We start from the raw sequence: 25569 nt of genomic DNA, 5'->3' as shown, positions 1-25569 counted from the left end.
TATGTGCTCGGATAATCATAGCCTGCGGCAATTCCGGTACGGCGTCAAATTCACTTGGTGCCGTTTTCACGCGGTTTGCGCAGCACTTCATTGATTTCCGGTTTATCCAGCGGTCCGCTGATGTGATAACGCAGCAGCGATATTTTGTTCCACAGTGGTCCCAATACCTTACTGGCGGCAAATACCGCGGCACCCACCACCGGATTCACGACAAATGCCGCCGCAACGCCGACCGAGGCGGAAATTTCCGGCGCAACCACCGCTTCCATATCAATGCGACGCTGCACTAAATCCATCTTGCCTTGCATGGCAATGTCCGCTTCAAGCCCGTCCACCAGCAGGTTATCCGTTCTCATCACGCCATTTTCAATCCATGCGGTGCCATTAATTGAATCGAAATAGAATCCCTGATTGAAGGTGTCATTGAAATCAAAGCGGAGCTTGCGTAGCAGCGCGTCAAAGCTGAACAGCCGCAGAATTTGACCGGCGGTACCGGTATTCACATCAGCGATTTGGCCTTTGCCGAAATGCGTTTTTAACGTGCCGCTCAGCGTTTTCTCTGAAGGCTGCCACGGCGCTGAACGCCAGTGCAGATCGTAATCGATGTTAAACGGTGCGTCGCGCAGCGGCGTGTTCATCCCAAACCAGTTGGTCGCATTATTGATGTTTTGGCCTTTCAGGGTGCCTTTTAGTGAAGTGCGCTGGTCGTTAGGTCGGTTTACCCATTCACCCTGAATGTTGAGTTTTGAGCTACCCGTGTCCACTGAACCGTTAGTAAGCGCTAACGTATCACCTTTAGGTTGCAACGTGGCCTGCATGCGGCCATATTTTTGCCCCATTAACCAGCACTCGCTGCAGCGAAGTTGTAACGCCGGCCAGCCACTGAAATTAATTTGGCTGGATTGCTGCGACAACGGTGACGCGCTTTTCGCCTGACTATCACCCCACTGTGGATTGTAATAAAGGTAATCGAGTGCAATCTGCCATGGCGCAGAAGGTGATATGGCCAGTTGCCCTTGGATTTCTTTACCTTTTACTGAAACCTGCGTATTACCGTTGGCATTTTCTGCCAGCGTCGCATCAATATCGTGCCACTGCTGTCCCGCCAGCTTGACCGCTGGGCTACGTAGAATGATGTTGCCAGGAATAGTCGCACCGCCAACTTGTCGCGCACTTTGCGTCGTTTTAGTGCCGCCATTACCGTCGCTGCTACCGGCCATCAACGCCGTCCAGGCTTCGCCATCCAGCGCCGGTAAGTTCAACACCATGCCGGTGTTTTCAGGCAGCGCGGGTGTACGTTTCGCATCATTCAGCCAGATGCCGCGATCAACGCGCAACTGCGGTTCCAGCAACCACCGGCTGTTAAAGCGATGGCGCTCATCAATGCTGCCACTGAGTTCAAAACGCTTCAGATCACCGCTGGCTTTGATAGTGATCGGCATCGCTTCGCCGCCTTTTTTATCCAGCGGCGCAGGTAAGCGACTACTTACTTCTTTCGCTTCGCCTTTAATCCCAATCTCATAACGTGCGCCGCCTTTATGCGGCAGCGTAATATCAACATTGCCTTGCCATGGCAAATGACCGCCAAGCTGGCTGCGAAATTGCTGTGGGATTTGCGTGATTTTGCCCGGCTGCCAGTCGCCCAACAGTTTGACGTTCACACCAAAATCGTCTGGATTTTCTTTGGTGCTGAAAGTGACGCCCAGCGGCTGACCAAACCAGTTCGCCTGCATTTCCTCACTGTCTAAATTACCGTTGTTGTAACGGAATCGGCCCGTCAGGTTGGTCAATGTCGTGTTGAGCGGCTTGATATGTAGCGAGTTATTATTCATTACCACGTTACCGCTGGCATGCACCAGTTTGCCATTCAGCGGGATATCCAGATTAAGGTGGCCGCGTGTATTGCCGCCAATCTGTAACTGCTCTAATGCCGCGCCCAAAGAGCTTTTCAACGGCGTTTGCTGGAAGTAGTCAGCAATTTGGCTGCCCTCGCCGCTTACGTCGCCATCAATAATCAGCTTCTCTTTGAGATAATCAGGAATAATAGCGCTGATATTGCGAACATTAACGTCGCCCAGCTTTGCGGCTGGCGCATTCATCCACAAACCGTCATTGATGAAGTTGAGATCGATGTCGAGATTATTGATAGCTGGCCATTTAGGCTGGAAAGCATACGTTGCCTGACGCAGCGGCACCCAAACCTGGAACATGCCATCGTTATGTTTGAACGGGAACAGTTTGGGATTACCGGCAAACAGCAGCGTGGCATTGTCCACCTTGCCGCCTTTAATCGCACCGCTGAGATAATGGGTTAAGTTATGCCCCATCAGCGGAACCGGGAAATAGCGCCATGCATCTCCGGCATTGGTCAGGTTAATGCCAGCAAGGATATCCAGGCGTGGCTCGCTGCCCCTGTTCTGTTGATAACGGAAACCGCCGCGCGCCCAGAGCGAACGTGCCTGTACGTCGAGATCTTTGCCATCCAGGGTCAATCCATGATCATCACGTAGCCAGCTCATTGACCCCGTGATTTGATCAATTTCCAGCGGAGCCTGGAACATGTCGCCATACGGCACATCGGCACGGCCCATATCCACTTTCACTTGACCATTCACCAGGCTGCCGCGTGCTTCACCGTTCAGCTTGCTGATCCCTGGCAACAGCTTCCAGTGTTGCCAGCTAAAATCGCGCCATTTTACCTGCATGCGGGTATTTTCTGGCTGCTGTAACGGGATATCCAGTGCCAGCCCTTCAATGGTGCCTTGCGGTCGCACGGCGCGCCAGTTATCGAACAAGGCTGGCGATAACGGCGCAAAAAGCGGCACCAGCGGCGCAATGTGCTCTAAATTTAACTGCGTCGCACGGACGCGCACTTCAGCCTGCTGATTCGCTCCCAGCAATTGTTTGTCTTCAGGTCGCCACAGCAACGCGAAATGTCCCGCGGGCCAGGCTATACCATCGGTGCTGAGTTTGGTTTGCGGCACATTCACCGCCCAGCCATTTTGATAACGTGAAAGATGTGCAGTCAGGCCATCAACCTGCAGCTGATGCGGCCCCCCCTCGCCCTGCCAGCGCGCGCCGCCTTTGCGCAACAATAAATCACCTGCATAGATTTCGCCTTCACGCAAATTAACCCATGCCGCAAGGCTAAAGCGCGCGCTGTCGAGACGCGTGTTATCGCGCATCCAGCGTCCTAACCATGGCCGTACATCTACGTCGTCCGCCTGCATCCAGATGCGCCCGTCGTTAAGTAAACCTTCGCTATCGTTGAGATTGAGGCGCACCTGCACCACGCCATGTTGGCCGGTAAAACTGGAAAGACTGACTTCACCTTCGGCGCGGTGACGCGTTTTTTCGTTTACCCAGGTGAGCTTAGGGATCGCCAGTTCGGCGTGTTGGCCTGAAGGGGTGAGAAAGCGTATTGAGCTGTCGCGCAGATCGAAGTGATCAAACTGGCGCAAAAAGAGTTCGTTGATTTGGGCTGGCTTGAAGCTATTTTTCTGTTCATCACTCGCCAGCAGCGGGCGGTTGCTGTCGAGATGCAGCTGCCAGAAGGTCAGATCGCGGAACTGCCAGCGCCAATGCAGCAAAGATTGCCACACATCCAGCGCCAGATTAACCCGGGCAATGGTCAGCTTGTCGCTGTCCTTCATTTCTACGTTGAGGTCGTGAATTTCCAGCGTTGGGCCGAAGTTCTCCCATTTGCCCTGCAGCTTGCTCGCCTTTATCGGCATGCCGCTGGTATTGGAAGCAAACTGCAAAATGTTACTGCGATAGCTGTCGAGATGCGGCATCGCCAGACGCAGCCCACTGACAAGCAGCGCGACAATCACGATGACTGTCGCGACCAGCAGTAACAAGATCCTCGGCAACTGCCTCACTCACACTTCTCCTTGCCTTCCGCGAATGACGGAGGATTCATTCTCATACCCAACCGTCATCAGACAAAAATAAGCGGTATGAATGTGCATTTTAACCCAAACATGGGCGCTTTTTTAGCCCGACCAACTTGGTCGGGCCAGCGTTAGCAAGACGCTACATCATCACAACATCAAACTGCTCTTGGGTGTAAAGCGCTTCGACATGCACCTTAACCTGTTTCCCGACGAAAATTTCCACCTCGGCCAATGCATGTGACTCATCGGTTTTTAAAGCTTCACCGACGGTTGGCGAGACGTAGACCAGGAAACGATCGGCGTCGTAAGCATGGTGAACGCGGACTATCTCACGCATGACTTCGTAGCAGACGGTTTCGACGGTTTTCAAGGTGCCGCGCCCTTTGCACACCGGGCAATCTTCACAGAGTACGTGTTCAATGCTTTCGCGCGTGCGCTTACGCGTCATCTCCACCAGCCCCAACGCGGAGAAACCGCTGATGCCGGTCTTCACCCGGTCTTTATTTAGCGCACTTTCCAGCGAATGTAGAACGCGGCGGCGATGATCTTCATTACTCATATCAATAAAGTCGATGATGATGATGCCGCCGAGATTACGCAGCCGCAGCTGGCGAGCAATAGCCTGCGTTGCCTCTACATTGGTATTAAAAATGGTTTCGTCGAGATTACGATGGCCGACAAAGGCACCGGTATTAATGTCAATGGTGGTCATCGCTTCGGTTTGATCGATGATCAGATAACCGCCAGACTTCAACTCGACCTTGCGATCCAGTGAACGCTGAATCTCATTCTCTACGTCAAACAGATCGAAGATTGGCTGTTTGCCGTTGTAGAGCTCCAACTTACGGGCCATTTCTGGAATATATTCGCTGGTAAATTCCAACAGCAAATCGCAAGTCAGACGTGAATCAACACGAATGCGATCCAACGCGGCATCCGTGAAATCACGCAAAATACGCTGCGCCAGCGCCAGCTCACCGTAAAGCAGGCAGCGTGTTTGGTTGCGCTTTTTACGCTCGCTGACTTTGGTCCACAAACGTTTTAAAAAGGCGGCGTCTTGCGCCAGCTCTTCGTTGCCGATGCCTTCTGCAGCAGTACGAATAATGAAGCCACCGAGATCGTCACAATAATCAGCCACTACAGCTTTCAGCCGTTCGCGCTCGCTTTCGCTTTCAATGCGTTGTGAGACACCTACATGCGACGCACCAGGCATGAACACCAGATAACGCGACGGCAGTGTGATATCAGTAGTCAGACGTGCACCTTTGGTGCCCAGCGGATCTTTCACCACTTGCACCATCAGATCCTGGCCAGGACGTACCAGTTCAGCAATATCGCGTACGATAAAATTCTTTTTCTCATCGCCGGCTACGCATTCGGTGTGCGGCATGATATCGGAAGCATGTAAGAAGGCTGCTTTTTCCAATCCAATATCGACAAAAGCGGCCTGCATGCCAGGCAATACGCGACTAACGCGTCCTTTATAGATATTACCAACGATACCGCGGCGCGCTTCGCGCTCGATATGGATTTCCTGCAGAATGCCGCCGTCAATATAAGCGACGCGCGTTTCGGATGGCGTGACGTTTACCAGCAGTTCAGCCGTCATTGTTGTCCCCTTAAGGCACGCAGTGACTGAAAATGGCTGAATAACTCTCCTGTCTCAACCAAAGGTAATCCGACAACCGCGTGATAGCTTCCATTGATTTTACGGACAAAGTTTCCACCTATGCCCTGAATGCCGTATGCCCCGGCTTTATCCATCGGCTCGCCGGTCGTAATGTACTCGCGAATATCTGATGCGGTTAAGTTTCGAAACGTGACATCAGTTGTAACCAGACAATCCAGCGCTTGCTGACGATCAACCAGCGCGACGGCGGTCATCACTTGATGCGTTTGCCCTGAAAGTTTGCCCAGCATTTCTGCCGCATGTTCTGCGTTGCGCGGTTTTTCGAGCACTTCGCCGTTTAACACCACGATCGTGTCCGCGCCCAGCACGGGTAAATCATGCTCAGCCAACATAACGCCCGCGCGAGCTTTGTCATTTGCCAGACGGCGAACATAGGCGTCAGCCGCTTCATTCGGCTGACGCTGCTCTTCTACATCGGTAATGAGACGTTCAAATGTGAGGCCAAGCTGAGTCAACAGCTCACGCCGACGCGGTGAACCGGAAGCCAAATAAAGGGATACCATAAATTTCCTTATTGAACAGCGAACTGACGACGAATCTTTCTCATTAATAAGAATAGCCAAGGCCAGAGAATACCGTCGACGACACTGCTCCAGAAAATCTCGGGTCGAAATGAGACGTTGATCACTAAGAATTCCGCCCAGAATACAATCACATCCATCGCCAGCGACAGCACCATAACCATTAACGCCTGCTGCCACAACGCTAAGTTACGGAAAAGCTGGAATTTAAAGGCTACAAGGTAGGCGATGATGCTTAGCGCTAACGCGCGTACACCGAGTGTCGAACCGGCAATCAAATCCATGATTGCACCCATCAAAAATCCACTACCTACGTTTACCCGATGCGGTAGTGCTAAAACCCAATAGATGAGAATTAACAAAAGCCATGAAGGCCGGAACATATAGAGCTGGTCCGGCCATGGCATGATTTGCAAGATGAGAGCAACCAGAAAAGACAGCCAGATAACCCAACGTCCCTGGCTGCGATATCGACTCAAGGCTGACCTCCGCGTGAGCGGGCTGGCGTACCTTGTGTGTTGCCTTCGTTACGCGTTGGTGCTGGAGGTCCCATCTGCACAGCAGGTGCCGGTGGACCCATTTCTCCCGCAGGCGGTAAAACTTGCGGCATCATCTGCATCAATCGTTCGTTAGCAACACGATGGACATCTGCCGGCGCCATAGGCATATCCCCATTGCGATCGGCTCCCCACAGCAGCAGCAAATAGCGCAGACGCTGCAAACCTGCGGCTGGACGCGCCTGAATCACAGTGTAAGCACGTTGCGTATCCACTTTCACGGAAGAGACCACACCAACCGGATAACCTTCCGGGAAGCGCCCGCCTAATCCTGATGTGACTAACACATCACCTACACGGATATCAGTATTACCTGGCAGATGCTCAAGTTGCAGATCTTCGGTGCAGCCATTTCCGGCCGCAATAACACGAATATCGTTACGCAACACCTGGATAGGTAACGCATGCGATGCATCACAAATCAGCAACACGCGGCTGGAGACTTGCCCTACGGCAATCACTTGCCCTACTACGCCTTTATCACTGATAACGGGCTGACCTTCATAAACACCGTTAACACTGCCTTTATCGATGACCACTTGATCGGTATAAGGATCGGTGCCGGTGGAGATCACCTGCGTCACCATTTTTTGCTCATCCTGACGTAGCGGTGAACCCAACAGTTCACGCAGACGTGCGTTTTCCTGCTTATATTGCCCCAGCATTAACAGGTCACTATTTTTCAGGAAGAGTTCGCGACGTAAGGCTTTGTTTTCCAGCTCAAGCTGCTGACGCGATGCCAGCGTTTCTGACACGCCGTCTAAAAGCTGGCGTGGCCCGTTAGCCAGAAAGTAAAACGGACTGACCGACGTATCCAGATAGTTGCGTATTTGATTGAATGAACTCACACGGCTGTCGGCAATAATGATAGCTATTGCCACAATCACCGCCAAAAAAAGACGCAACTGCAGGGAAGGCCCCCTGCTAAAAATCGGCTTCATATAATCTGCGTGTTCCTCGACAACAGGTAAGGAAGCACGGTAATGACCGTACTCCCTTGGGCTGGACGTATCTAACCGACGCGTGCCGCGCCGGTTTACACGCTATTCCCTGCGCATGATAATTCACGGTCTCAGCCGGTTGAGGCGATTATTCTTCGCTGAACAGATCGCCGCCATGCATGTCGATCATTTCCAGTGCTTTACCGCCGCCGCGTGCTACGCAAGTTAATGGATCTTCTGCGACAACCACCGGAATACCGGTTTCTTCCATCAGCAGACGATCCAAATTACGCAGCAACGCACCACCGCCGGTCAATACCATGCCGCGTTCGGAAATATCAGAAGCCAGTTCTGGCGGACATTGTTCCAACGCAACCATTACCGCACTAACGATACCGGTCAGTGGCTCTTGCAACGCTTCAAGAATTTCATTGGAGTTCAGCGTAAAGCCGCGCGGTACACCTTCAGCAAGGTTACGACCACGCACTTCAATTTCACGCACTTCATCGCCCGGATAGGCTGAACCGATCTCATGCTTGATACGTTCTGCGGTCGCTTCACCAATCAATGAACCGTAGTTACGACGCACATAATTAATAATAGCTTCATCGAAGCGGTCACCACCGATGCGCACGGAAGAGGAATAAACCACACCGTTCAGGGAGATCACAGCCACTTCTGTCGTACCGCCACCGATATCAACCACCATTGAACCGGTTGCTTCAGAGACAGGCAGGCCAGCACCGATTGCCGCAGCCATTGGCTCTTCAATCAGGAACACTTCACGCGCACCAGCACCTTGAGCAGATTCACGGATGGCACGACGTTCTACCTGCGTCGCCCCCACCGGCACGCAGACCAGCACGCGTGGGCTGGGACGCATAAAGCTGTTGCTATGCACTTGTTTAATAAAGTGTTGCAGCATTTTTTCGGTGACGAAGAAATCAGCGATAACGCCGTCTTTCATCGGGCGAATGGCTGCAATATTACCTGGCGTACGGCCAAGCATCTGTTTTGCGTCATGACCGACGGCCGCAACACTTTTCGGTGAACCGGCTCGATCCTGGCGGATAGCAACCACGGAGGGCTCGTTCAGCACGATGCCTTGTCCTTTCACATAAATCAGGGTATTCGCGGTACCCAGGTCAATGGACAAGTCATTGGAAAACATGCCACGAAATTTTTTAAACATACTAAGGGATAATCCTGCAAGCTGGGGGCGGAAAATAAAATCCGCTTACTTTACCAACCACACGAAGCTGCCACAAGGCGCAAAAACGTTCTGCTTCGGTGAAAAAACACGCCAAATTGCGTTTAAGTTATCTGTACGAGGCTTCTGCACCAGCGGAATGGCGAAATGACGCCCTGTTAGCCGCTTTTAGCTGCAATGTTTCAGAAGAGCTTCGACATAAACTTTAACATTTCCGGCCAGATATTCTGGACTCTGCGTTAGGTTCATTGGCAAAAAAGCGAGTGTAAAGCCTATAAAGCGGCGCAATGGGCTAAATACGATAACGTTGAGAATACTTTTTAACGTTACTGTTTACCGGTTGAGATGGCGCAAATAGGTCGCCTTGCCCCCCTGCTACACCTAAGCCCACCAGCGTTTGCCATTCGGCGCGCGTTCGTACGCCTGTGGCAAAAACTTGGGTCTGCGTCGATTTACACACTTCCATCAAATTCTGCACAAAAAGCTGGTTTTCAGTTCGGTGCTCAATGTTGCGAACTAAGCCGGGATCAAGCTTGATCAATTCCACCGGTAATTGCTTGATATAGGCGCTGCTTACCACCGTCAATCCAGCCTGGCTTACCGCAATCCGGCAACCAAAAGCTTTTAACGCACGAAAAACTGGCGTTAAACGGTTGATGTGTTGACATACATCTGCCTCGGCAAGTTCAAATAAAAATCGTTTTCTTTGTCCTTTTGGACATTGCAGCAGCATATTCTGCAGCCAGAGCACAAAAGAACGCTGTAACAAAGAGTCTATATTCACGGGCATGACCAGCGTTTCTTCCGGCCACCATTCTGATAAAGCCGCGATTCGCGTCACTAATTGGCGGTCCCAAACCTCTGCCATGCCGAGCTGCTGTACCAGCGGCATATACTCTGCCGCTTGCACCTCTTTATCGCCATCAAAGATGCGCGTCAGCATTGTCCGGTGCTGCACTTTGCCTTCTCTGTTCACTGCAGGTTTTTGATATAAGCGTGGCCCACCGCGGCTCAGCGTATTTTCCAATAAAGTGCGCCAGCGCACGCTACCTCGCCCGGCATCAAGAGGATTGCCTTCGCCATTCGACCAGTTATTCCCGCCAAGTAGCGTTGCCCGCCGTGTCGCCATTTCGACATTTTCCATTACCTGCGGCACGCTTTGTCCGCTGTGCCAGGCGCTGATACCGATATGTATCAGATCGTCACGATTCACCATGCGCATGGGTGGCAGCGAATCGACAGCATTAATCAATTTATCGGCAATGCCATTCGCCTCTTTTAAGCTACGATGCGGCAGTAATACGGCAAAATCACTGCGGAAATAACGGGCCAGCAGCGCGCCTGGATAGCGCAACACAAAAGTCGACAACATGTTGACCAGATCGAAAAGATATTCTTCGACTAAGGAGGGACCCAGTGTTTCATTCAGGATATCGAAATCGGGCAGGCGCACCATCATAACCACCCCGTGCGTGCCGACAGCCTCCTGATCTTCAAGCAGCGTAGCCAGCTGGTTATCGAAAAACAGACGATTATTCAAACCTGTGCGGCCATCCTGAGCGGCAAATGTGCGAATCAGGGTATCGATGCGAAGCCGCTGCTCACCCGCTTCCTGTAAATCTGTCAGCAGCACGTCCAGCGCACGACTGGCTTTGGGTGGCCACTCGTCGATATGGCTGTTGCGCATTATCTGGCGCTCACCTTCAATAATTGCATCTGCACGTACTTCTAAATGTTCCATGCCTCGCCATTGTCGGGTTAACCAGCGATGCATAATGAACAACAGTAGACTCATCACCAGCACAACGGAGAGTAAGGCACCAAGCGTATAAGCCGCGGTAATAGAACGCAGCCAGGTTTTCGCCGGATCGAGCATCAGGACACGTAAACTCACGCCTGTTTGGTGCATTAATGGCACATCAAATTGAATAAAACGATTGGGTTGATCTTCAATCATTTGATGTTCGTGGCGAGAGAGTGTGAGCAGCGTGTGACTACCGCTGTGCAAGGTGAGTTGCTCGGCATTCATGACCGGCATCAAGCGAGATAGCCAGCCGTTGAGTTGATCGGGTGTTTGGTTAAAAAGTGATTTATCCACTTCGGTCGCCAGCACTTGTACTCTGTTTTCAACCCGCTGATGGCTCAGCCAAAAAACGCTGAAAGCACAGCCTACCAGCATAAGTAACATCGCCAGTACGCTGAGAAATGTAATAAACGCGGATAGTTTGGTGGTTAATCGCATCCCTGTGCCTGTATTACTGCGGTGATAACCAGATCACGTTCCTGTATGGCATCGCCGAGCCGATGAAAACGCGAGCAAAATAGCATAATTTGCGTCAGGCGGCAGCGTTGCAATGTGTGAGCGATCAGTATACCGCCGGCAGATGACCGCTGAACTTTATCGCGAAACTTTTCGGTGTATTCTGATTGGCAAGGCTTGCCAGGAAATTTCACATTTTCGCGGCGAAATTCGCCAGCATCAGGGTTTTTAGCCATGCTGGAAGACAAAATCGAGTCTGGAGAATAGAGCATGAAAACAACCAAAAGCCTGACTGAAAACGACGTTACCCCTGAAAGTATTTTTAATATGCAGCGCCGTCAGGTCTTGAAAACTTTAGGATTGAGTGCTGCGGCCATGAGCGTACCCAGTATGGCGAATGCAGATATCCTCAGTTGGTTTAAAGGCAACGATCGTCCTGCAGCACCGGCTGGCCGCCCTCTGGATTTCAGTAAACCCGAGCAATATCAAAATAATCTGACATTAACGCCAGAAGATAAAGTGTCGGGTTATAACAATTTCTATGAATTTGGTCTGGATAAGACTGATCCTGCCGCTAACGCTGGCACGCTGAAAACCGATCCCTGGAAACTGACGATAGACGGTGAAGTGGCTAAACCCATTACGTTAGACATGGATGAGATTTTTAAACGCTTTGCTATGGAGCAGCGTATCTATCGCATGCGCTGTGTCGAAGCCTGGTCGATGGTCGTTCCATGGGTTGGTTTTGAGTTAAACAAACTCATTAGTCTTGCGGAGCCCACCAGCAATGCGCGTTTTGTCGCTTTTCAAACACTTTATGCACCAGACCAGATGCCGGGCCAAAAAGATCGGTTTATTGGCGGCGGGCTGAACTATCCCTATGTTGAAGGATTACGCTTAGATGAAGCCATGCATCCGCTGACCCTTCTCAGTACTGGCGTCTATGGCAAGGCGTTGCCCCCTCAAAACGGTGCGCCAATTCGCCTGACCGTGCCGTGGAAATATGGATTCAAAGGGATTAAATCGATCGTCAAAATTACGTTAACGCGTGAGCAGCCACCGACAACCTGGAACCAGATCGCCAACAACGAATATGGCTTTTATGCCAATGTGAACCCGCATGTAAATCATCCACGCTGGTCGCAGGCCACCGAGCGTTTTATTGGTCCCGGCGGATCCTTGAAAGTCGAGCGTCAGCCAACACTGCTGTTTAATGGTTATGCGGATCAAGTCGCCTCGCTCTATCGTGGACTCGATCTGCGGGAGAATTATTGAGTGCGCCTTTCTATTAAGCAGATTATCTGGCTAAAGGTAATGCTGCATTTAGTGGCATTTTTACCGCTGGTTTATCTTTTCCTGGCAGCCAGCCAGGGAGGATTGAGCGCTGACCCAGCCAAGGATATCCAACATTTTACTGGCCGTATGGCGCTTAAATTGCTGCTGGCAACGCTGTTGGTCTCACCCTTGACTCGCTACGCTAAACAGCCGCTGTTGATCCGCACACGCCGCCTGCTTGGCGTCTGGACCTTTGTGTGGGCCTGCCTTCACTTACTGAGCTACTACCTGCTGGAACTTGGCGTTGATAATCTCCGTTTGTTGGGGAGCGAATTAATTTCCCGTCCTTATCTTACGCTGGGAATTATTTGTTGGTTGATACTGCTGGCACTTACTGTTACATCATTTCAACGTATGCAGCGCAAGCTCGGCAAACGCTGGCAAACTTTGCATAACTGCATCTATATCGTGGCCATACTGGCACCTATTCACTACATTTGGTCAGTGAAAACTGTGTCGCCGCAACCGTTGATTTATGCCGGTATTGCTGCACTGCTATTAGCGTGGCGTTACAAAAAATTCATTAAATGGTGGCCTTTTTAACCCTTCCTGCGTTGTTTTCTGCCTCTACTCTCTGATAAAAGATGTGGCCCTTGGGCCACGTCCAATCATCTTCGCAGATAAGACCAGTATTTTGCTGCGAAATGCTACGAAACGGATATAATGCCCGGCTTTATTGCAAGCCATGTCTTCTTTTTTACCCTGACGGGTGACAAACGAAGAGAGGCAAGGTATTTTACGCGATGCCTCAATGATTGCGGGAGATGGCAGCAAGATGGCGCATAAATTACACATTCTGCTCTTAAACGGTCCCAACCTTAATTTGCTGGGAACGCGCGAGCCTGAGAAATACGGTCACACCACGCTAAATCAGATTGTCACCGATCTGACGCAGCAAGCAAACCAATTGAATGTGACGTTAAGCCACTTGCAATCCAATGCTGAATTCCAGCTTATTGATCGCATTCATGAGGCCAAAGGCAATGTGGATTACATCATTATTAATCCTGCCGCGTTTACGCATACCAGCGTAGCACTGCGTGATGCACTGTTGGCGGTAGATATTCCGTTCATCGAAGTGCATCTCTCAAACGTGCATGCTCGCGAGCCCTTCCGTCATCATTCCTATCTTTCTGATGTTTCTGCTGGCGTGATTTGTGGACTTGGCGCTGACGGCTACGCATGGGCTTTACAAACGGCAGTAAAACGCCTGTCTCAAACAAATTAATCAAACTGAGTACGGAACCCCACTCATGGATATTCGTAAAATTAAAAAACTGATCGAACTGGTTGAAGAGTCTGGCATCTCCGAGCTGGAAATCTCCGAGGGCGAAGAGTCCGTTCGCATCAGTCGTGCACCTGCAAATGTTGGTTATCCGATGATGCAGCAGGCTTATGCTGTTCCTGCTCCGCAACCTGCCCTGGCTAACGCTATTGCACCGGTTGCTACCGTGGCGGAAGCCGCACCAGCGGAAATCAGCGGCCACATCGTGCGTTCTCCTATGGTCGGTACTTTCTACCGCACCCCGAGCCCAGATGCCAAAGCCTTCATCGAAGTGGGTCAGAAAGTGAATGCCGGCGATACGCTGTGCATCGTTGAAGCCATGAAAATGATGAACCAGATCGAAGCCGATAAGTCTGGTGTGGTGAAAGCGATCCTGGTGGAAAGCGGTCAACCGGTTGAATTCGACGAGCCGCTGGTCGTCATCGAATAACGAGGCGAACCATGCTGGATAAAATTGTAATTGCTAACCGTGGTGAGATCGCGCTGCGTATTCTGCGTGCCTGTAAAGAACTGGGCATCAAGACCGTAGCGGTGCACTCTAGCGCGGATCGTGACCTCAAGCACGTGCTGCTGGCGGACGAAACCGTCTGTATCGGCCCGGCTCAGTCGGTCAAAAGTTACCTGAACATCCCGGCCCTGATCTCCGCAGCGGAAATCACCGGCGCCGTGGCGATCCATCCCGGCTACGGCTTCCTCTCTGAGAACGCCGATTTTGCCGAGCAGGTTGAACGCTCAGGCTTTATCTTCATAGGCCCGAAAGCGGACACTATCCGCCTGATGGGAGACAAAGTCTCCGCTATCAACGCGATGAAGAAAGCTGGCGTGCCAACCGTACCAGGCTCTGACGGTTCGCTGACCGACGACATGGAAAAGAACCGTGCCTTCGCGAAGCGCATCGGCTATCCGGTGATCATCAAAGCCTCCGGCGGCGGCGGCGGTCGCGGCATGCGCGTCGTGCGCAGTGACAAAGATCTGGAAGAGTCCATTAACATGACAAAAGCGGAAGCCAAAGCGGCTTTCAACAATGACATGGTTTATATGGAGAAGTTTCTGGAGAATCCGCGCCACATCGAGATTCAGGTACTGGCCGATGGTCAGGGCAACGCCATCTATCTCGGCGAGCGCGACTGCTCTATGCAGCGCCGTCACCAGAAAGTCGTTGAAGAAGCGCCAGCGCCGGGCATCACGCCTGAAATGCGCAGCTTTATCGGCGAACGCTGCTCTAAAGCCTGTATCGAAATTGGCTATCGTGGCGCAGGTACTTTCGAGTTCCTGTATGAAAACGGTGAATTCTACTTCATTGAAATGAATACCCGTATTCAGGTTGAGCATCCGGTTACCGAGATGATCACTGGCGTCGATCTGATCAAAGAGCAGCTGCGTATCGCTGCCGGTCAACCGCTGTCGATCAAGCAGTCTGACGTAGAGATTCGCGGTCACGCAGTTGAGTGCCGAATCAACGCCGAAGATCCCAATACCTTCCTGCCGAGTCCGGGTAAAATTACCCGCTTCCACGCGCCGGGCGGTTTTGGCGTACGTTGGGAATCGCACATCTACGCTGGCTATAGTGTGCCGCCGTACTACGATTCTATGATCGGTAAACTGATCACTTACGGTGAAACCCGTGACGTGGCCATTGCGCGCATGAAAAACGCGCTGGCGGAACTGATCATTGACGGCATCAAGACTAACGTCGAGCTGCAGATGAAGATCATGTCCGACGAAAACTTCCAGCACGGTGGTACCAACATCCACTATCTGGAGAAAAAACTCGGCCTGCACGATAAATAAACGCAACGCTGAGACAATGAGAGGCCGGTTAATCCGGCCTTTTTCTTTTGCCGCTGGGATTGGGGTGAATGATGGATCCTCGCTTTTTACAGGCACATAAAGAAGCGCGCTGGTCGCTGTATTTGACGTTGGCCTGGCTAGTCGTTTGGGGCTTATCTGCCTGGCTGGGCGGTAATCAAATCGGCATTATTGGCTTGCCTCGCTGGTTCGAACTTTCCTGCGTTTTTGCGCCGCTGCTGTTCATTTTTTTATGCTGGTTGATGGTGCGGCTGATATTCCGCAATATGTCGCTGGAGGATGAAAATGGAAACTGAAATTGTCCTTCCTTTATTAGCCTACCTGGTGGGGATCGCCGCTCTGTCGGTGTTTGCCGCGCGTAAACAGCGCCAAGGCAATTTCCTTACTGAATATTTCCTCGGTAACCGCTCGATGGGCGGCTTTGTCTTGGCGATGACCATTACGACTACGTATATCAGTGCCAGCTCATTTATCGGTGGCCCCGGCGCAGCCTATAAATATGGTTTAGGCTGGGTGCTGCTGGCGATGGTGCAAGTTCCAGCGGTATGGCTTTCGTTAGGCGTATTAGGCAAAAAATTCGCTATCCTGGCGCGACGATACAACGCAGTAACCCTGAATGACATGCTCTATGCGCGTTATGGCAGCACACTGCTTATTTGGTTAGCCAGCCTGAGCCTTCTTATTGCTTTTATTGGGGCGATGACAGTCCAGTTTATTGGTGGTGCACGCCTGCTCGAAACAGCGGCCGGCATTCCTTATGACACTGGATTGCTCATTTTTGGCGGCACCGTTGCGCTCTATACCGCTTTTGGTGGTTTTCGCGCCAGTGTACTCAACGACGCTATGCAAGGCGTAGTGATGCTAATTGGTACCTTTCTGCTGCTGTTTGCCGTTATTCATCAGGCGGGTGGCTTACACGCAGCGGTAGAAAAACTTCATGCCATCGATCCTAAACTGCTGTCGCCGGAAGGGCCGGGCGATATTATTAACCCCACCTTTCTTACGTCGTTTACCGTGCTGGTCTGCTTTGGCGTTATTGGCCTGCCGCACACCGCGGTACGCTGTATCTCCTATAAAGACAGCAAAGCAGTACATCGTGCGATTATTCTTGGCACCATCGTAGTGGTGATCTTGATGCTTGGCATGCATCTGGCGGGTGCCTTTGGTCGAGCCGTTTTGCCCAATCTCACGGTACCCGATAGCGTTATTCCAACATTGATGATTACTGTGCTTCCACCGTTAGCCGCTGGACTTTTTCTGGCAGCGCCCATGGCGGCCATCATGTCGACGATTAATGCACAGCTGTTACAAGCTTCAGCGACGCTGGTAAAAGATCTTTATTTGCGCGTTGCGCCGCACCAAATGGAAAATGAAGCGCGACTGCGCGCCTTGTCTGGCACCATCACTTTTGTGCTCGGTATTCTGCTGCTGGTCGCCGCCTGGAATCCGCCCGATATGATCATCTGGCTCAATCTGCTGGCCTTTGGTGGCCTGGAAGCGGTGTTCTTGTGGCCTCTGGTTTTGGGTCTGTATTGGGAACGCGCAAATGCCGCAGGTGCGATCAGCGGTATGGTGGTTGGTGGCAGCTGCTACGCTTTTCTGGCGAGCCTGAACTGGCAAATAGGGGGATTTCATCCCATCGTACCTGCCCTGCTTTTAAGTCTGCTGGCATTTTTAGTCGGCAATCTATTTGGACGTGTCCCGCAACCGGTTGATGCGCCACAACACTGAATTTAAGAGAGACATTATGCCGTGGATTCAAATTAAAATTAATAGCGCAGGTGAACATGCGGAGACGCTGAGCGATGCGTTAATAGAAACAGGCGCGGTGTCAGTGACTTTTCAGGACACCAATGACACACCCGTCTACGAACCGTTACCGGGCGAAACGCGCCTGTGGGGCGATACCGACGTGATTGGTTTGTTTGACGCAGAAACGGATATGAAAGCGGTCGTCGCTGAGCTGTCACAACATCCGGTATTAGCAGCTGATTTCCGCCACAAGATCGAACAGATTGAAGATAAAGACTGGGAACGTGAATGGATGGAGAACTTCCACCCAATGCGTTTTGGCGAGCGTTTGTGGATTTGCCCAAGCTGGCGCGATGTGCCGGATCCCAACGCAGTCAATGTGATGCTTGACCCCGGTTTGGCTTTTGGCACCGGAACACACCCAACAACCGCGCTATGCTTGGCTTGGCTGGATGGATTGGATCTAACCGGTAAAACTGTGATCGATTTCGGTTGTGGTTCAGGGATCCTGGCGATTGCTGCCTTGAAATTAGGTGCAGCGCAGGCGATTGGTGTTGATATCGATCCGCAAGCGATTCAAGCCAGCCGCGATAATGCGGAGCGTAATGGCGTTTCTGAACGACTTTCTCTTTATCTGCCGCATCAACAGCCAGAGAATCTTCAGGCTGACGTTGTGGTCGCGAATATCCTTGCGGGTCCGCTGCGTGAATTAGCGCCGCTGATCAGTGTGCTGCCAAAACAAGGAGGCCATTTGGGCTTATCGGGTGTTTTGGAAAGCCAAGCTGAAGGTGTGTGTGAAGCTTATATAGAGCAGTTCGATTTGGATCCGGTTGCCGTTAAAGAAGAGTGGTGTCGAATTACCGGCGTAAAACGCAACGCTTAATAATTTAGGCTCATTATCAAGTCAGTTAGCAGTGATAATAAGACCCTTTTCAAAACGCCTTGGTAATAAATTCCAGGGCGTTTCCTTACAATTTCTCCATTAAACTCCCCGCACAGGTACAGCGCCATCACTATTTATAGGGCCATCAACCGGCACCGCAATCTCAGTTTTTTATTCAATTAAAATAAGAAATTTAAATTGAGCATGGCTGCGCTATTACTGGTTCTGGCACCGTTAACCTATGCCCATAATATTCACTCCCCTGAGCATTAGGGTGATTTAGGTGCTGCTTATTGAACCTGTAAAACCACGGTAAATCAGTTGCCTGTTGATATTATCAGCGTGGTTAACGGCACGCTGAATCCTCTGAATTTGGACTATTATGCCAAAAAAACATTGTTAATAATGGTCATACTATTCAGGTTTGTATTAAAGGTGGCGGCACAATTAAATGAGATAGAGAGACTTTTACATTACGCCCATTCCATTTCCATGCGGCAAGTGAAAAGCGCATCCAGAGTAAATCTCTCCCGTTAGAAGTGCATTTTTTTATGCAAGCGAGCAAGGTCAATTGCCCGTTATCAGTGTCATGTTCGAAGCAGGTCAAGCAAAACCTGCTGTTGAGGCGGTTTAAAAGCATGTTCCTTCTAAAGTGAATCAAGAGAAAATGCTTAATAAACCATTGAGTCTCGCTGAACTGATTCCAGATAATAAATATTACTATCGCTTCAATGGCTCACTGACCACATTTCCTTGTTCAGAAGGCGTACGCTGGATAATAATGAAAAATTCAGTAAGCGCTTCGCCTGCGCAATTACCGCCCTTTGTCCGCTTATTAGGCGATCACGGCAATAACCGTCTGGTTCAGCCACTGGACGGTCGCCTTATAGTTGAGTAAATCGTTGACGTCGCTTGACTGCATCCTGACATGCGAGATGACCGAACCCTCTTCTAAACCCTTTTCTTCCGCCACATGTATCGTTAATCACGCTAAGTGACGTTTAATATCTGGCATTTTGTTGAACTTTATCGGAAAAACGTTTGTTCACAATTCCAGCATAAATCAGTAACTGGTTGAATTTAAATAATAAAAGTTAATGTAAGCTTACAACATCCCGATTCGCTTGATCTTTCCATGCTTATTGTTCAAAGTTTGGCCTTTCATCTTCCTGAAAAAATGCGTAATATACGCCGCCTTGCAGACACAGTATGGCATCCCGACTTCATGCGTATTGGAAACCTTCAGCTGAGAAATCGATTGATTGCAGCGCCTATGGCCGGTATTACCGACAGGCCTTTCAGGACGCTCTGTCATGAGATGGGTGCAGGCATGGCGGTTTCTGAGATGCTGTCATCAAACCCTGAAGTTTGGGCGAGTGACAAATCTCGGTTACGTATGGTGCACAGCGATGAGCCAGGCATTCGTGCCGTACAAATTGCCGGTTGCGATCCCAGCGAAATGGCCCAAGCTGCACGTGTTAACGTTAATGCCGGTGCACAGGTCATTGACATTAATATGGGCTGCCCTGCAAAGAAAGTTAACCGTAAAATGGCGGGTTCGGCCTTACTGCAATACCCCGAGACAGTGGAATCTATCCTCTCCGCGGTGGTTAATGCAGTGGATGTGCCGGTAACGCTTAAAATTCGTACTGGTTGGGATCCTGAAAACAGGAACTGTGTCGCGATTGCCCAATTGGCTGAACGCTGTGGCATTCAAGCCCTGACGATACATGGCCGCACTCGTGCCTGCCTGTTCAACGGGGAAGCTGAATACGACAGCATTCGGACAGTTAAGCAGAGTGTCTCTATTCCGATTATCGCGAATGGAGACATAACTGACCCGCATAAAGCCCGAGCGGTGCTCGACTACACCGGAGCCGATGCTCTGATGATAGGACGTGCTGCTCAGGGAAGACCGTGGATCTTCCGGGAAATCCAGCATTATCTGGACACTGGGGAGCTGCTTGCTCCGCTGCCCTTGGCAGAGGTGAAGCGCTTGCTTGTTTCGCATATACGTGAGCTGCACGACTTTTACGGTTCAGGCAAGGGATACCGTATAGCGCGAAAGCACGTCTCTTGGTATCTCCAGGAGCATGCCCCGAATGACCAGTTTCGGCGCACATTCAACGCCATTGAGGATGCCAGCGAACAGCTGGAGGCGTTGGAGGCATACTTCGAAAATCTTGCGTAACGAAATAAAGAGCTGAAAGAACTATGTTCGAACAACGCGTAAATTCTGACGTACTGACTGTTTCTACCGTTAACTCACAAGATCAGGTAACGCAAAAGCCGTTACGTGATTCGGTAAAACAAGCACTGAAGAACTATTTTGCTCAACTGAATGGTCAAGACGTTAGTGACCTGTATGAGCTGGTTTTGGCTGAAGTCGAGCAGCCTCTGTTGGACATGGTGATGCAGTATACCCGTGGCAACCAGACTCGCGCTGCCTTGATGATGGGTATCAACCGCGGTACGCTGCGTAAGAAATTGAAAAAATACGGTATGAACTGATTTTTAGTTCAACCTGCTAATCACGCCAACCTTCGGGTTGGCGTTTTTATTTGTGCTTTATGCAACAAAGCCAAATAAAAACGCGTGAAACGATCAAGCGCCTAATGGTAACGAGTGTTGCAATCGCAAACGTAATATTTTCTCATCGCCTTGCTTGCCTCCCCTTTCTGTTTCTTCCCCTATGTTGCCGCTTATTGCGCGGTCTATGAGCTTTTGTGATCCCTCCCGACCTTATTAGCAACAAGTCCTGTCTGTACATTTTATCCTGAGGCTCTTCTCACACTGCTTCCATATAGTGAAACTAATTGCACTAAATGTGATCGAGTCGGCTCGCTATGCTTCCTTTTGGTGCGCGATATTAGCGGAACTTTCTAAGTGCTTCGGAGTATTAACAGATCTTTCTAAGGAATTCATGATTCTGCAAACCTGGCATCAGCTTTGCAAAGTCGTGAATGGCTGACTGCCGCAGACAGGAAAAAACGCACAAAAAAGTGCGCAATACATAACAACACGATTCCGCCACACAGGATGCTTTATGAAAAAGATGATGCTCTCCACTTTGGTCGCTGCTGCTTCTCTCTTTGCCGTTGCTCAGCAAGCGCATGCAGGAACCACATTGGATGCGATTAAAAAGAAAGGGTTTGTTCAGTGCGGTATCAGTGACGGCCTGCCGGGCTTTTCCTACGCTGATTCCAACGGCAAATTCACGGGAATTGATGTCGACGTCTGCCGTGCAGCGGCGGCGGCAGTCTTTGGGGATTCCACTAAAGTGAAATATACCCCGCTGACGGCTAAAGAGCGCTTCACAGCGCTGCAATCAGGTGAAGTGGATATCCTTTCACGTAATACGACCTGGACCTCCGCGCGTGATGGCGGCATGGGCTTTTTGTTTGCTGGTGTGAATTATTATGATGGCATCGGCTTCCTGACACATCAGAAAGCGGGTCTCAAAAGCGCTAAAGAGCTGGATGGCGCTACCGTATGTATTCAGGCAGGCACCGATACCGAGCTGAACGTGGCGGACTTCTTTAAAGCCAATAAAATGCAGTACACACCTGTCACCTTTGATCGTTCTGACGAATCAGCTAAAGCGCTCGACAGCGGCCGCTGCGATACGCTGGCTTCTGATCAGTCTCAACTCTATGCATTGCGCATTAAGCTGGGTAAACCAGACGAATTCATCGTGCTTCCTGAAGTCATTTCAAAAGAGCCGTTGGGACCGGTGGTACGCCGTGGTGATGATGACTGGTTCACCATCGTGAAATGGTCGCTTTACGCAATGCTAAATGCTGAAGAGATGGGCATCACTTCTAAAAACGTTGATCAGATGACGGCCAAACCTACCACGCCGGATATGGCGCACTTGCTGGGTGCTGAAGGCGACTTTGGCAAGGATTTGAAGCTTGATAACAAATGGGCTTACAACATCATTAAGCAGGTTGGTAACTATCAGGAAAGTTTTGACCGTAACGTTGGTAAAGACAGTGCGCTGAAAATCGCACGTGGTCAGAATGCGCTTTGGAACAACGGCGGTATTCAATACGCGCCACCGGTACGTTAATTACACCTCGCCAATCGGGCACCGTATTCTTCGGTGCCCCACCAAAGCTTTTGTCATTGAGGTTTCAACATGTCGCAACGCCCAATCGTGAAAAGGGATTTTTCATTCGGTAATCCCAAAGTTCGCGCCTGGCTTTACCAAACAATCGCGATAGTAGCGGTCATTGCGGTGGTGGGGTATCTCATCCACAACACAGTGATCAACCTGTCTAATCGTGGGATAACATCCGGTTTTGGTTTTCTGGAACGTAATGCTGGCTTCGGTATCGTCCAACATCTTATTGCTTATACAGAAGCAGATACCTATGCGCGTGTCTTTCTGGTTGGTTTAACTAACACTCTGCTGGTCTCCGCCCTTTGCATCGTGTTTGCCTCTTTTTTAGGTTTTTTTATTGGCCTTGCTCGCCTGTCTGAAAACTGGCTGCTGCGTAAAATCTCTAATATCTATATCGAGACCTTCCGTAATATTCCGCCACTGCTGCAAATTTTCTTTTGGTATTTTGCTGTGTTGCGTAATTTGCCGGGACCGCGCCAGGCGTTAAGTGCATTTGATATGGCTTTTGTTAGTAATCGAGGTTTATACGTTCCCTGGCCTACGTACGCAGCGGGAACCTGGCCTTTTGTTATCGCATTGCTGCTAGCCGTTGCCGCTAGCTATGGGATGTTTCGTTTTAATCGGACGCATCAGCGCAAAACCGGCCAATTGCGTCGTACCTGGCCCGTAGCGATCGCTATGCTAGTCATTTTTCCATTCATTGCACATTTGGGATTTGGGGCCGCTACCCATTGGGATTTACCACAACTGCGTGGATTTAACTTCCGCGGTGGCTTCGTGATGATTCCTGAACTGGCCGCGTTAACGCTGGCATTGTCGATTTATACATCGTCATTTATCGCTGAAGTTATACGCTCTGGTATTCAGTCAGTACCGTATGGACAGCATGAGGCTGCGCGTTCGCTGGGCTTACCGCATCCAGTCACGTTACGTCAGGTCATTATTCCACAGGCGATGCGCGTCATCATTCCACCGCTGACCAGCCAATACCTCAACATAGTGAAAAACTCCTCTCTGGCCGCAGCTATCGGTTATCCCGATATGGTGTCGTTGTTTGCCGGGACCGTGCTCAACCAAACTGGCCAGGCGATCGAGACCATTGCGATAACTATGGGCGTTTACCTGATTATCAGCTTGTTGATTTCATTATTGATGAACCTCTACAACCGCAAAATTGCGCTGGTTGAGCGTTAAGAGAACGGGATAACTATGTCTGTTACTACACATGAAACACCGCCCGTACCTACCACGCCAATAAGTCGCGCCTGGAGTTGGGCACGTAAGAATCTGTTTTCAGGTTGGGTGAACTCCCTGCTTACCCTCTTTTGCATCTGGGTGATGTGGAGTGTGATTCCACCGGCATTGAATTGGTTAATCTTTCAGGCTAACTGGTTTGGCACAACCCGTGCTGACTGCACGAAAGAAGGCGCATGTTGGGTATTTATCCATTCGCGCTTTGGTCAGTTTATGTATGGGCTTTACCCACATGAGCAGCGCTGGCGTATTAACCTGACGCTGATTATTGGCCTGCTTTCAATTGTTCCGATGTTCATCAAGAATTTGCCATACAGAGGGCGCTATATCGCTGCCTGGGCGGTTACTTATCCCATTATCGTCTGGTTCATGTTGTATGGTGGATATTTTGGTCTTGAGCGCGTGGAAACGCGTCAATGGGGTGGTTTAACGCTCACGTTAATTATCGCTGCTGTTGGGATCGCCGGTGCATTGCCATTGGGTATTTTGTTAGCGCTAGGACGCCGTTCACACATGCCAGTTGTACGCTCGCTTTCAGTAATATTTATTGAATTCTGGCGTGGTGTTCCGCTAATTACTGTGCTGTTTATGTCTTCGGTGATGTTGCCGCTGTTCATGGCCGAGGGCACCACGATCGATAAGTTAGTGCGCGCATTGGTTGGCGTCATACTTTTCCAATCGGCGTATGTCGCAGAAGTGGTAAGAGGCGGGTTACAAGCGCTGCCGAAAGGCCAATATGAAGCTGCGGAGTCGCTAGCGTTAGGATACTGGAAGACTCAGATGCTGGTTATATTACCTCAAGCATTGAAGCTAACTATTCCCGGCCTGGTGAATACTATCATTGCGCTATTTAAAGACACTAGCCTGGTAATCATTATTGGCCTTTTCGATCTCTTCAGCAGCGTTCAGCAGGCAACTGTCGATCCAGCATGGCTAGGCATGTCCACTGAAGGCTACGTATTTGCCGCGCTTGTTTATTGGATTTTTTGTTTCAGCATGTCGCGTTATAGCCAGTATCTGGAAAAGCGCTTTCACACCGGGCGTAAATCGCACTGAGGTTTTTTAAATGACACAAATTATCACTCCATCTGCCAATGCTATGATGATTACGCTCGAAAATGTGAATAAATGGTACGGACAATTCCATGTTCTCAAAGATATTAATCTTCATGTAAAACCGCGTGAGCGCATTGTATTGTGCGGCCCTTCCGGTTCAGGTAAGTCGACGACTATTCGTTGTATCAATCATTTGGAAGAACATCAGCAAGGTCGAATTGTGGTAGATGGCATCCATCTCAACGATGATGTCCGCAATATTGAGAAAGTTCGAACAGAAGTAGGTATGGTATTTCAGCACTTCAATTTATTTCCCCATCTGACAGTTTTGCAGAACTGTACGTTGGCTCCTTCATGGGTACGTAAAATGCCAAAGAAGGAAGCTGACGAGCTGGCTATGCATTATCTAGAGCGAGTCCGTATTGCTGAGCATGCCCACAAATTTCCGGGTCAGCTTTCAGGTGGCCAGCAACAGCGTGTGGCCATTGCTCGCTCTCTGTGTATGAAACCGAAAATTATGCTTTTTGATGAACCTACCTCAGCACTCGATCCCGAAATGGTAAAAGAGGTTCTCGATACCATGATCGGTTTGGCTGAAGATGGTATGACAATGCTATGCGTCACGCATGAGATGGGGTTTGCTCGTACCGTGGCTGATCGAGTGATCTTTATGGATCGTGGTGAAATCGTTGAGGTTGCTCCACCGCAGGAGTTCTTTGCGAACCCTAAATCGGAACGCACGCGCGCTTTCCTGTCGCAGGTTATCCATTAACAGGATGACAATTATGCCGTTCACACCCGGCTACACGCCGGGTTTTTTATGGGTATTTTTGCGGTGTCTCGGTCACGTCAATCTTTCCATCCCATTGATTAAATAGACGTTATTTTACCGTAGAATTTATAGACGCAAGGACAGGAAAGGATTAAAAATGTTGTTTTTATTAACGTACAAAACGAAAAAAGCCCTTTGCAGATGCAAAGGGCTTTTTCTTAT

The 25569-nt window shown here is 50.3% G+C and carries 22 protein-coding genes; 15 read left to right on the top strand and 7 right to left on the bottom strand.

The window, feature by feature from the left end; all coding sequences use genetic code 11:
- Positions 1-50: 50 nt before the first annotated feature.
- The 7 genes from yhdP to csrD form a co-directional block, all read right to left on the bottom strand.
- Positions 51-3881 carry an AsmA2 domain-containing protein YhdP gene (yhdP, locus tag MUG06_RS12865; protein WP_243078835.1) on the bottom strand — a complete coding sequence of 1277 codons (3831 nt, stop codon included), beginning with the start codon at positions 3879-3881 and terminating at the stop codon, positions 51-53.
- A 154-nt stretch (positions 3882-4035) separates the two neighbouring features.
- Entirely contained in the window at positions 4036-5505 is a 1470-nt protein-coding gene (gene rng, locus MUG06_RS12860) for a ribonuclease G (protein ID WP_215845455.1), read from the bottom strand.
- On the bottom strand, positions 5502-6089 hold the full coding sequence (locus MUG06_RS12855) for a Maf family protein (protein ID WP_215845454.1): 588 nt from the start codon (positions 6087-6089) through the stop codon (positions 5502-5504). The genes rng and MUG06_RS12855 overlap by 4 nt, the downstream gene beginning before the upstream one ends.
- An 8-nt stretch (positions 6090-6097) precedes the next feature.
- Positions 6098-6586, bottom strand: coding sequence for a rod shape-determining protein MreD (gene mreD / locus MUG06_RS12850; RefSeq protein WP_215845453.1), 489 nt, complete (start codon positions 6584-6586; stop codon positions 6098-6100).
- Entirely contained in the window at positions 6583-7605 is a 1023-nt protein-coding gene (gene mreC / locus MUG06_RS12845; protein WP_243078834.1) for a rod shape-determining protein MreC, read from the bottom strand. Before mreC ends, mreD begins: the two co-directional genes overlap by 4 nt.
- Before the next feature lie 148 nt (positions 7606-7753).
- Positions 7754-8797, bottom strand: coding sequence for a rod shape-determining protein MreB (gene mreB / locus MUG06_RS12840; protein ID WP_003855260.1), 1044 nt, complete (start codon positions 8795-8797; stop codon positions 7754-7756).
- Between the two features lie 310 nt (positions 8798-9107).
- Positions 9108-11057: an RNase E specificity factor CsrD gene (gene csrD, locus MUG06_RS12835; RefSeq protein WP_243078833.1), complete on the bottom strand. Its 1950-nt coding sequence runs from the start codon at positions 11055-11057 to the stop codon at positions 9108-9110.
- Between the two features lie 288 nt (positions 11058-11345).
- Here csrD and msrP point away from each other — a divergent pair, with 288 nt between their 5' ends.
- The 15 genes from msrP to MUG06_RS12760 all read left to right on the top strand — a co-directional run bounded on the left by msrP (position 11346) and on the right by MUG06_RS12760 (position 25347).
- Positions 11346-12350, top strand: coding sequence for a protein-methionine-sulfoxide reductase catalytic subunit MsrP (msrP, locus tag MUG06_RS12830; protein ID WP_243078832.1), 1005 nt, complete (start codon positions 11346-11348; stop codon positions 12348-12350).
- Entirely contained in the window at positions 12351-12953 is a 603-nt protein-coding gene (gene msrQ / locus MUG06_RS12825) for a protein-methionine-sulfoxide reductase heme-binding subunit MsrQ (protein WP_243078831.1), read from the top strand.
- 232 nt (positions 12954-13185) lie between these two features.
- Positions 13186-13638, top strand: coding sequence for a type II 3-dehydroquinate dehydratase (gene aroQ, locus MUG06_RS12820; protein WP_215845450.1), 453 nt, complete (start codon positions 13186-13188; stop codon positions 13636-13638).
- Between the two features lie 25 nt (positions 13639-13663).
- Positions 13664-14125 carry an acetyl-CoA carboxylase biotin carboxyl carrier protein gene (accB, locus tag MUG06_RS12815; protein ID WP_215845449.1) on the top strand — a complete coding sequence of 154 codons (462 nt, stop codon included), beginning with the start codon at positions 13664-13666 and terminating at the stop codon, positions 14123-14125.
- An 11-nt stretch (positions 14126-14136) separates the two neighbouring features.
- On the top strand, positions 14137-15486 hold the full coding sequence (gene accC, locus MUG06_RS12810; RefSeq protein ID WP_243078830.1) for an acetyl-CoA carboxylase biotin carboxylase subunit: 1350 nt from the start codon (positions 14137-14139) through the stop codon (positions 15484-15486).
- Between the two features lie 71 nt (positions 15487-15557).
- Positions 15558-15800 (top strand): YhdT family protein, encoded by a 243-nt coding sequence (locus tag MUG06_RS12805; RefSeq protein ID WP_243079094.1) that lies wholly within the window; start codon positions 15558-15560, stop codon positions 15798-15800.
- Positions 15790-17235 carry a sodium/pantothenate symporter gene (panF, locus tag MUG06_RS12800; RefSeq protein ID WP_243078829.1) on the top strand — a complete coding sequence of 482 codons (1446 nt, stop codon included), beginning with the start codon at positions 15790-15792 and terminating at the stop codon, positions 17233-17235. Before MUG06_RS12805 ends, panF begins: the two co-directional genes overlap by 11 nt.
- A gap of 16 nt (positions 17236-17251) precedes the next feature.
- Positions 17252-18139 carry a 50S ribosomal protein L11 methyltransferase gene (gene prmA / locus MUG06_RS12795; RefSeq protein WP_243078828.1) on the top strand — a complete coding sequence of 296 codons (888 nt, stop codon included), beginning with the start codon at positions 17252-17254 and terminating at the stop codon, positions 18137-18139.
- Between the two features lie 667 nt (positions 18140-18806).
- Positions 18807-19037 carry a carbonic anhydrase family protein gene (locus tag MUG06_RS12790; protein ID WP_243078827.1) on the top strand — a complete coding sequence of 77 codons (231 nt, stop codon included), beginning with the start codon at positions 18807-18809 and terminating at the stop codon, positions 19035-19037.
- A gap of 327 nt (positions 19038-19364) precedes the next feature.
- On the top strand, positions 19365-20330 hold the full coding sequence (gene dusB, locus MUG06_RS12785) for a tRNA dihydrouridine synthase DusB (protein WP_215848212.1): 966 nt from the start codon (positions 19365-19367) through the stop codon (positions 20328-20330).
- A 23-nt stretch (positions 20331-20353) separates the two neighbouring features.
- Positions 20354-20650 (top strand): DNA-binding transcriptional regulator Fis, encoded by a 297-nt coding sequence (fis, locus tag MUG06_RS12780; protein ID WP_003855228.1) that lies wholly within the window; start codon positions 20354-20356, stop codon positions 20648-20650.
- A 535-nt stretch (positions 20651-21185) separates the two neighbouring features.
- The gene (locus MUG06_RS12775) at positions 21186-22211 is read left to right on the top strand and encodes an amino acid ABC transporter substrate-binding protein (RefSeq protein WP_215845444.1); all 1026 of its coding nucleotides are present in this window, start codon (positions 21186-21188) and stop codon (positions 22209-22211) included.
- A 69-nt stretch (positions 22212-22280) separates the two neighbouring features.
- Positions 22281-23459, top strand: a complete 1179-nt coding sequence (locus tag MUG06_RS12770) for an amino acid ABC transporter permease (RefSeq protein WP_215845443.1) — start codon at positions 22281-22283, stop codon at positions 23457-23459.
- A gap of 15 nt (positions 23460-23474) precedes the next feature.
- Positions 23475-24575, top strand: coding sequence for an amino acid ABC transporter permease (locus MUG06_RS12765; protein ID WP_215845442.1), 1101 nt, complete (start codon positions 23475-23477; stop codon positions 24573-24575).
- A 10-nt stretch (positions 24576-24585) separates the two neighbouring features.
- Positions 24586-25347, top strand: a complete 762-nt coding sequence (locus MUG06_RS12760; RefSeq protein WP_279234001.1) for an amino acid ABC transporter ATP-binding protein — start codon at positions 24586-24588, stop codon at positions 25345-25347.
- Positions 25348-25569: the final 222 nt, after the last annotated feature.

The organism is Pantoea sp. MQR6, from assembly GCF_022761075.1.
In the GTDB taxonomy this organism is placed as follows: domain Bacteria; phylum Pseudomonadota; class Gammaproteobacteria; order Enterobacterales; family Enterobacteriaceae; genus Pantoea; species Pantoea phytostimulans.
Note: the sequence above shows the minus strand (reverse complement) of the source record. Positions and strands in the feature narration are given on the sequence as shown.

Bases quoted from the DNA above. Each gene is read 5' to 3' on its own strand.
- rng (WP_215845455.1), bottom strand. From the start codon at position 5,505: ATGACGGCTGAACTGCTGGTAAACGTCACGCCATCCGAAACGCGCGTC.
- MUG06_RS12855 (WP_215845454.1), bottom strand. From the start codon at position 6,089: ATGGTATCCCTTTATTTGGCTTCCGGTTCACCGCGTCGGCGTGAGCTG.
- mreC (WP_243078834.1), bottom strand. From the start codon at position 7,605: ATGAAGCCGATTTTTAGCAGGGGGCCTTCCCTGCAGTTGCGTCTTTTT.
- mreB (WP_003855260.1), bottom strand. From the start codon at position 8,797: ATGTTTAAAAAATTTCGTGGCATGTTTTCCAATGACTTGTCCATTGAC.
- csrD (WP_243078833.1), bottom strand. From the start codon at position 11,057: ATGCGATTAACCACCAAACTATCCGCGTTTATTACATTTCTCAGCGTA.
- msrP (WP_243078832.1), top strand. From the start codon at position 11,346: ATGAAAACAACCAAAAGCCTGACTGAAAACGACGTTACCCCTGAAAGT.
- aroQ (WP_215845450.1), top strand. From the start codon at position 13,186: ATGGCGCATAAATTACACATTCTGCTCTTAAACGGTCCCAACCTTAAT.
- accB (WP_215845449.1), top strand. From the start codon at position 13,664: ATGGATATTCGTAAAATTAAAAAACTGATCGAACTGGTTGAAGAGTCT.
- accC (WP_243078830.1), top strand. From the start codon at position 14,137: ATGCTGGATAAAATTGTAATTGCTAACCGTGGTGAGATCGCGCTGCGT.
- MUG06_RS12805 (WP_243079094.1), top strand. From the start codon at position 15,558: ATGGATCCTCGCTTTTTACAGGCACATAAAGAAGCGCGCTGGTCGCTG.
- panF (WP_243078829.1), top strand. From the start codon at position 15,790: ATGGAAACTGAAATTGTCCTTCCTTTATTAGCCTACCTGGTGGGGATC.
- prmA (WP_243078828.1), top strand. From the start codon at position 17,252: ATGCCGTGGATTCAAATTAAAATTAATAGCGCAGGTGAACATGCGGAG.
- MUG06_RS12790 (WP_243078827.1), top strand. From the start codon at position 18,807: ATGCTTAATAAACCATTGAGTCTCGCTGAACTGATTCCAGATAATAAA.
- dusB (WP_215848212.1), top strand. From the start codon at position 19,365: ATGCGTATTGGAAACCTTCAGCTGAGAAATCGATTGATTGCAGCGCCT.
- fis (WP_003855228.1), top strand. From the start codon at position 20,354: ATGTTCGAACAACGCGTAAATTCTGACGTACTGACTGTTTCTACCGTT.
- MUG06_RS12775 (WP_215845444.1), top strand. From the start codon at position 21,186: ATGAAAAAGATGATGCTCTCCACTTTGGTCGCTGCTGCTTCTCTCTTT.
- MUG06_RS12770 (WP_215845443.1), top strand. From the start codon at position 22,281: ATGTCGCAACGCCCAATCGTGAAAAGGGATTTTTCATTCGGTAATCCC.
- MUG06_RS12765 (WP_215845442.1), top strand. From the start codon at position 23,475: ATGTCTGTTACTACACATGAAACACCGCCCGTACCTACCACGCCAATA.
- MUG06_RS12760 (WP_279234001.1), top strand. From the start codon at position 24,586: ATGACACAAATTATCACTCCATCTGCCAATGCTATGATGATTACGCTC.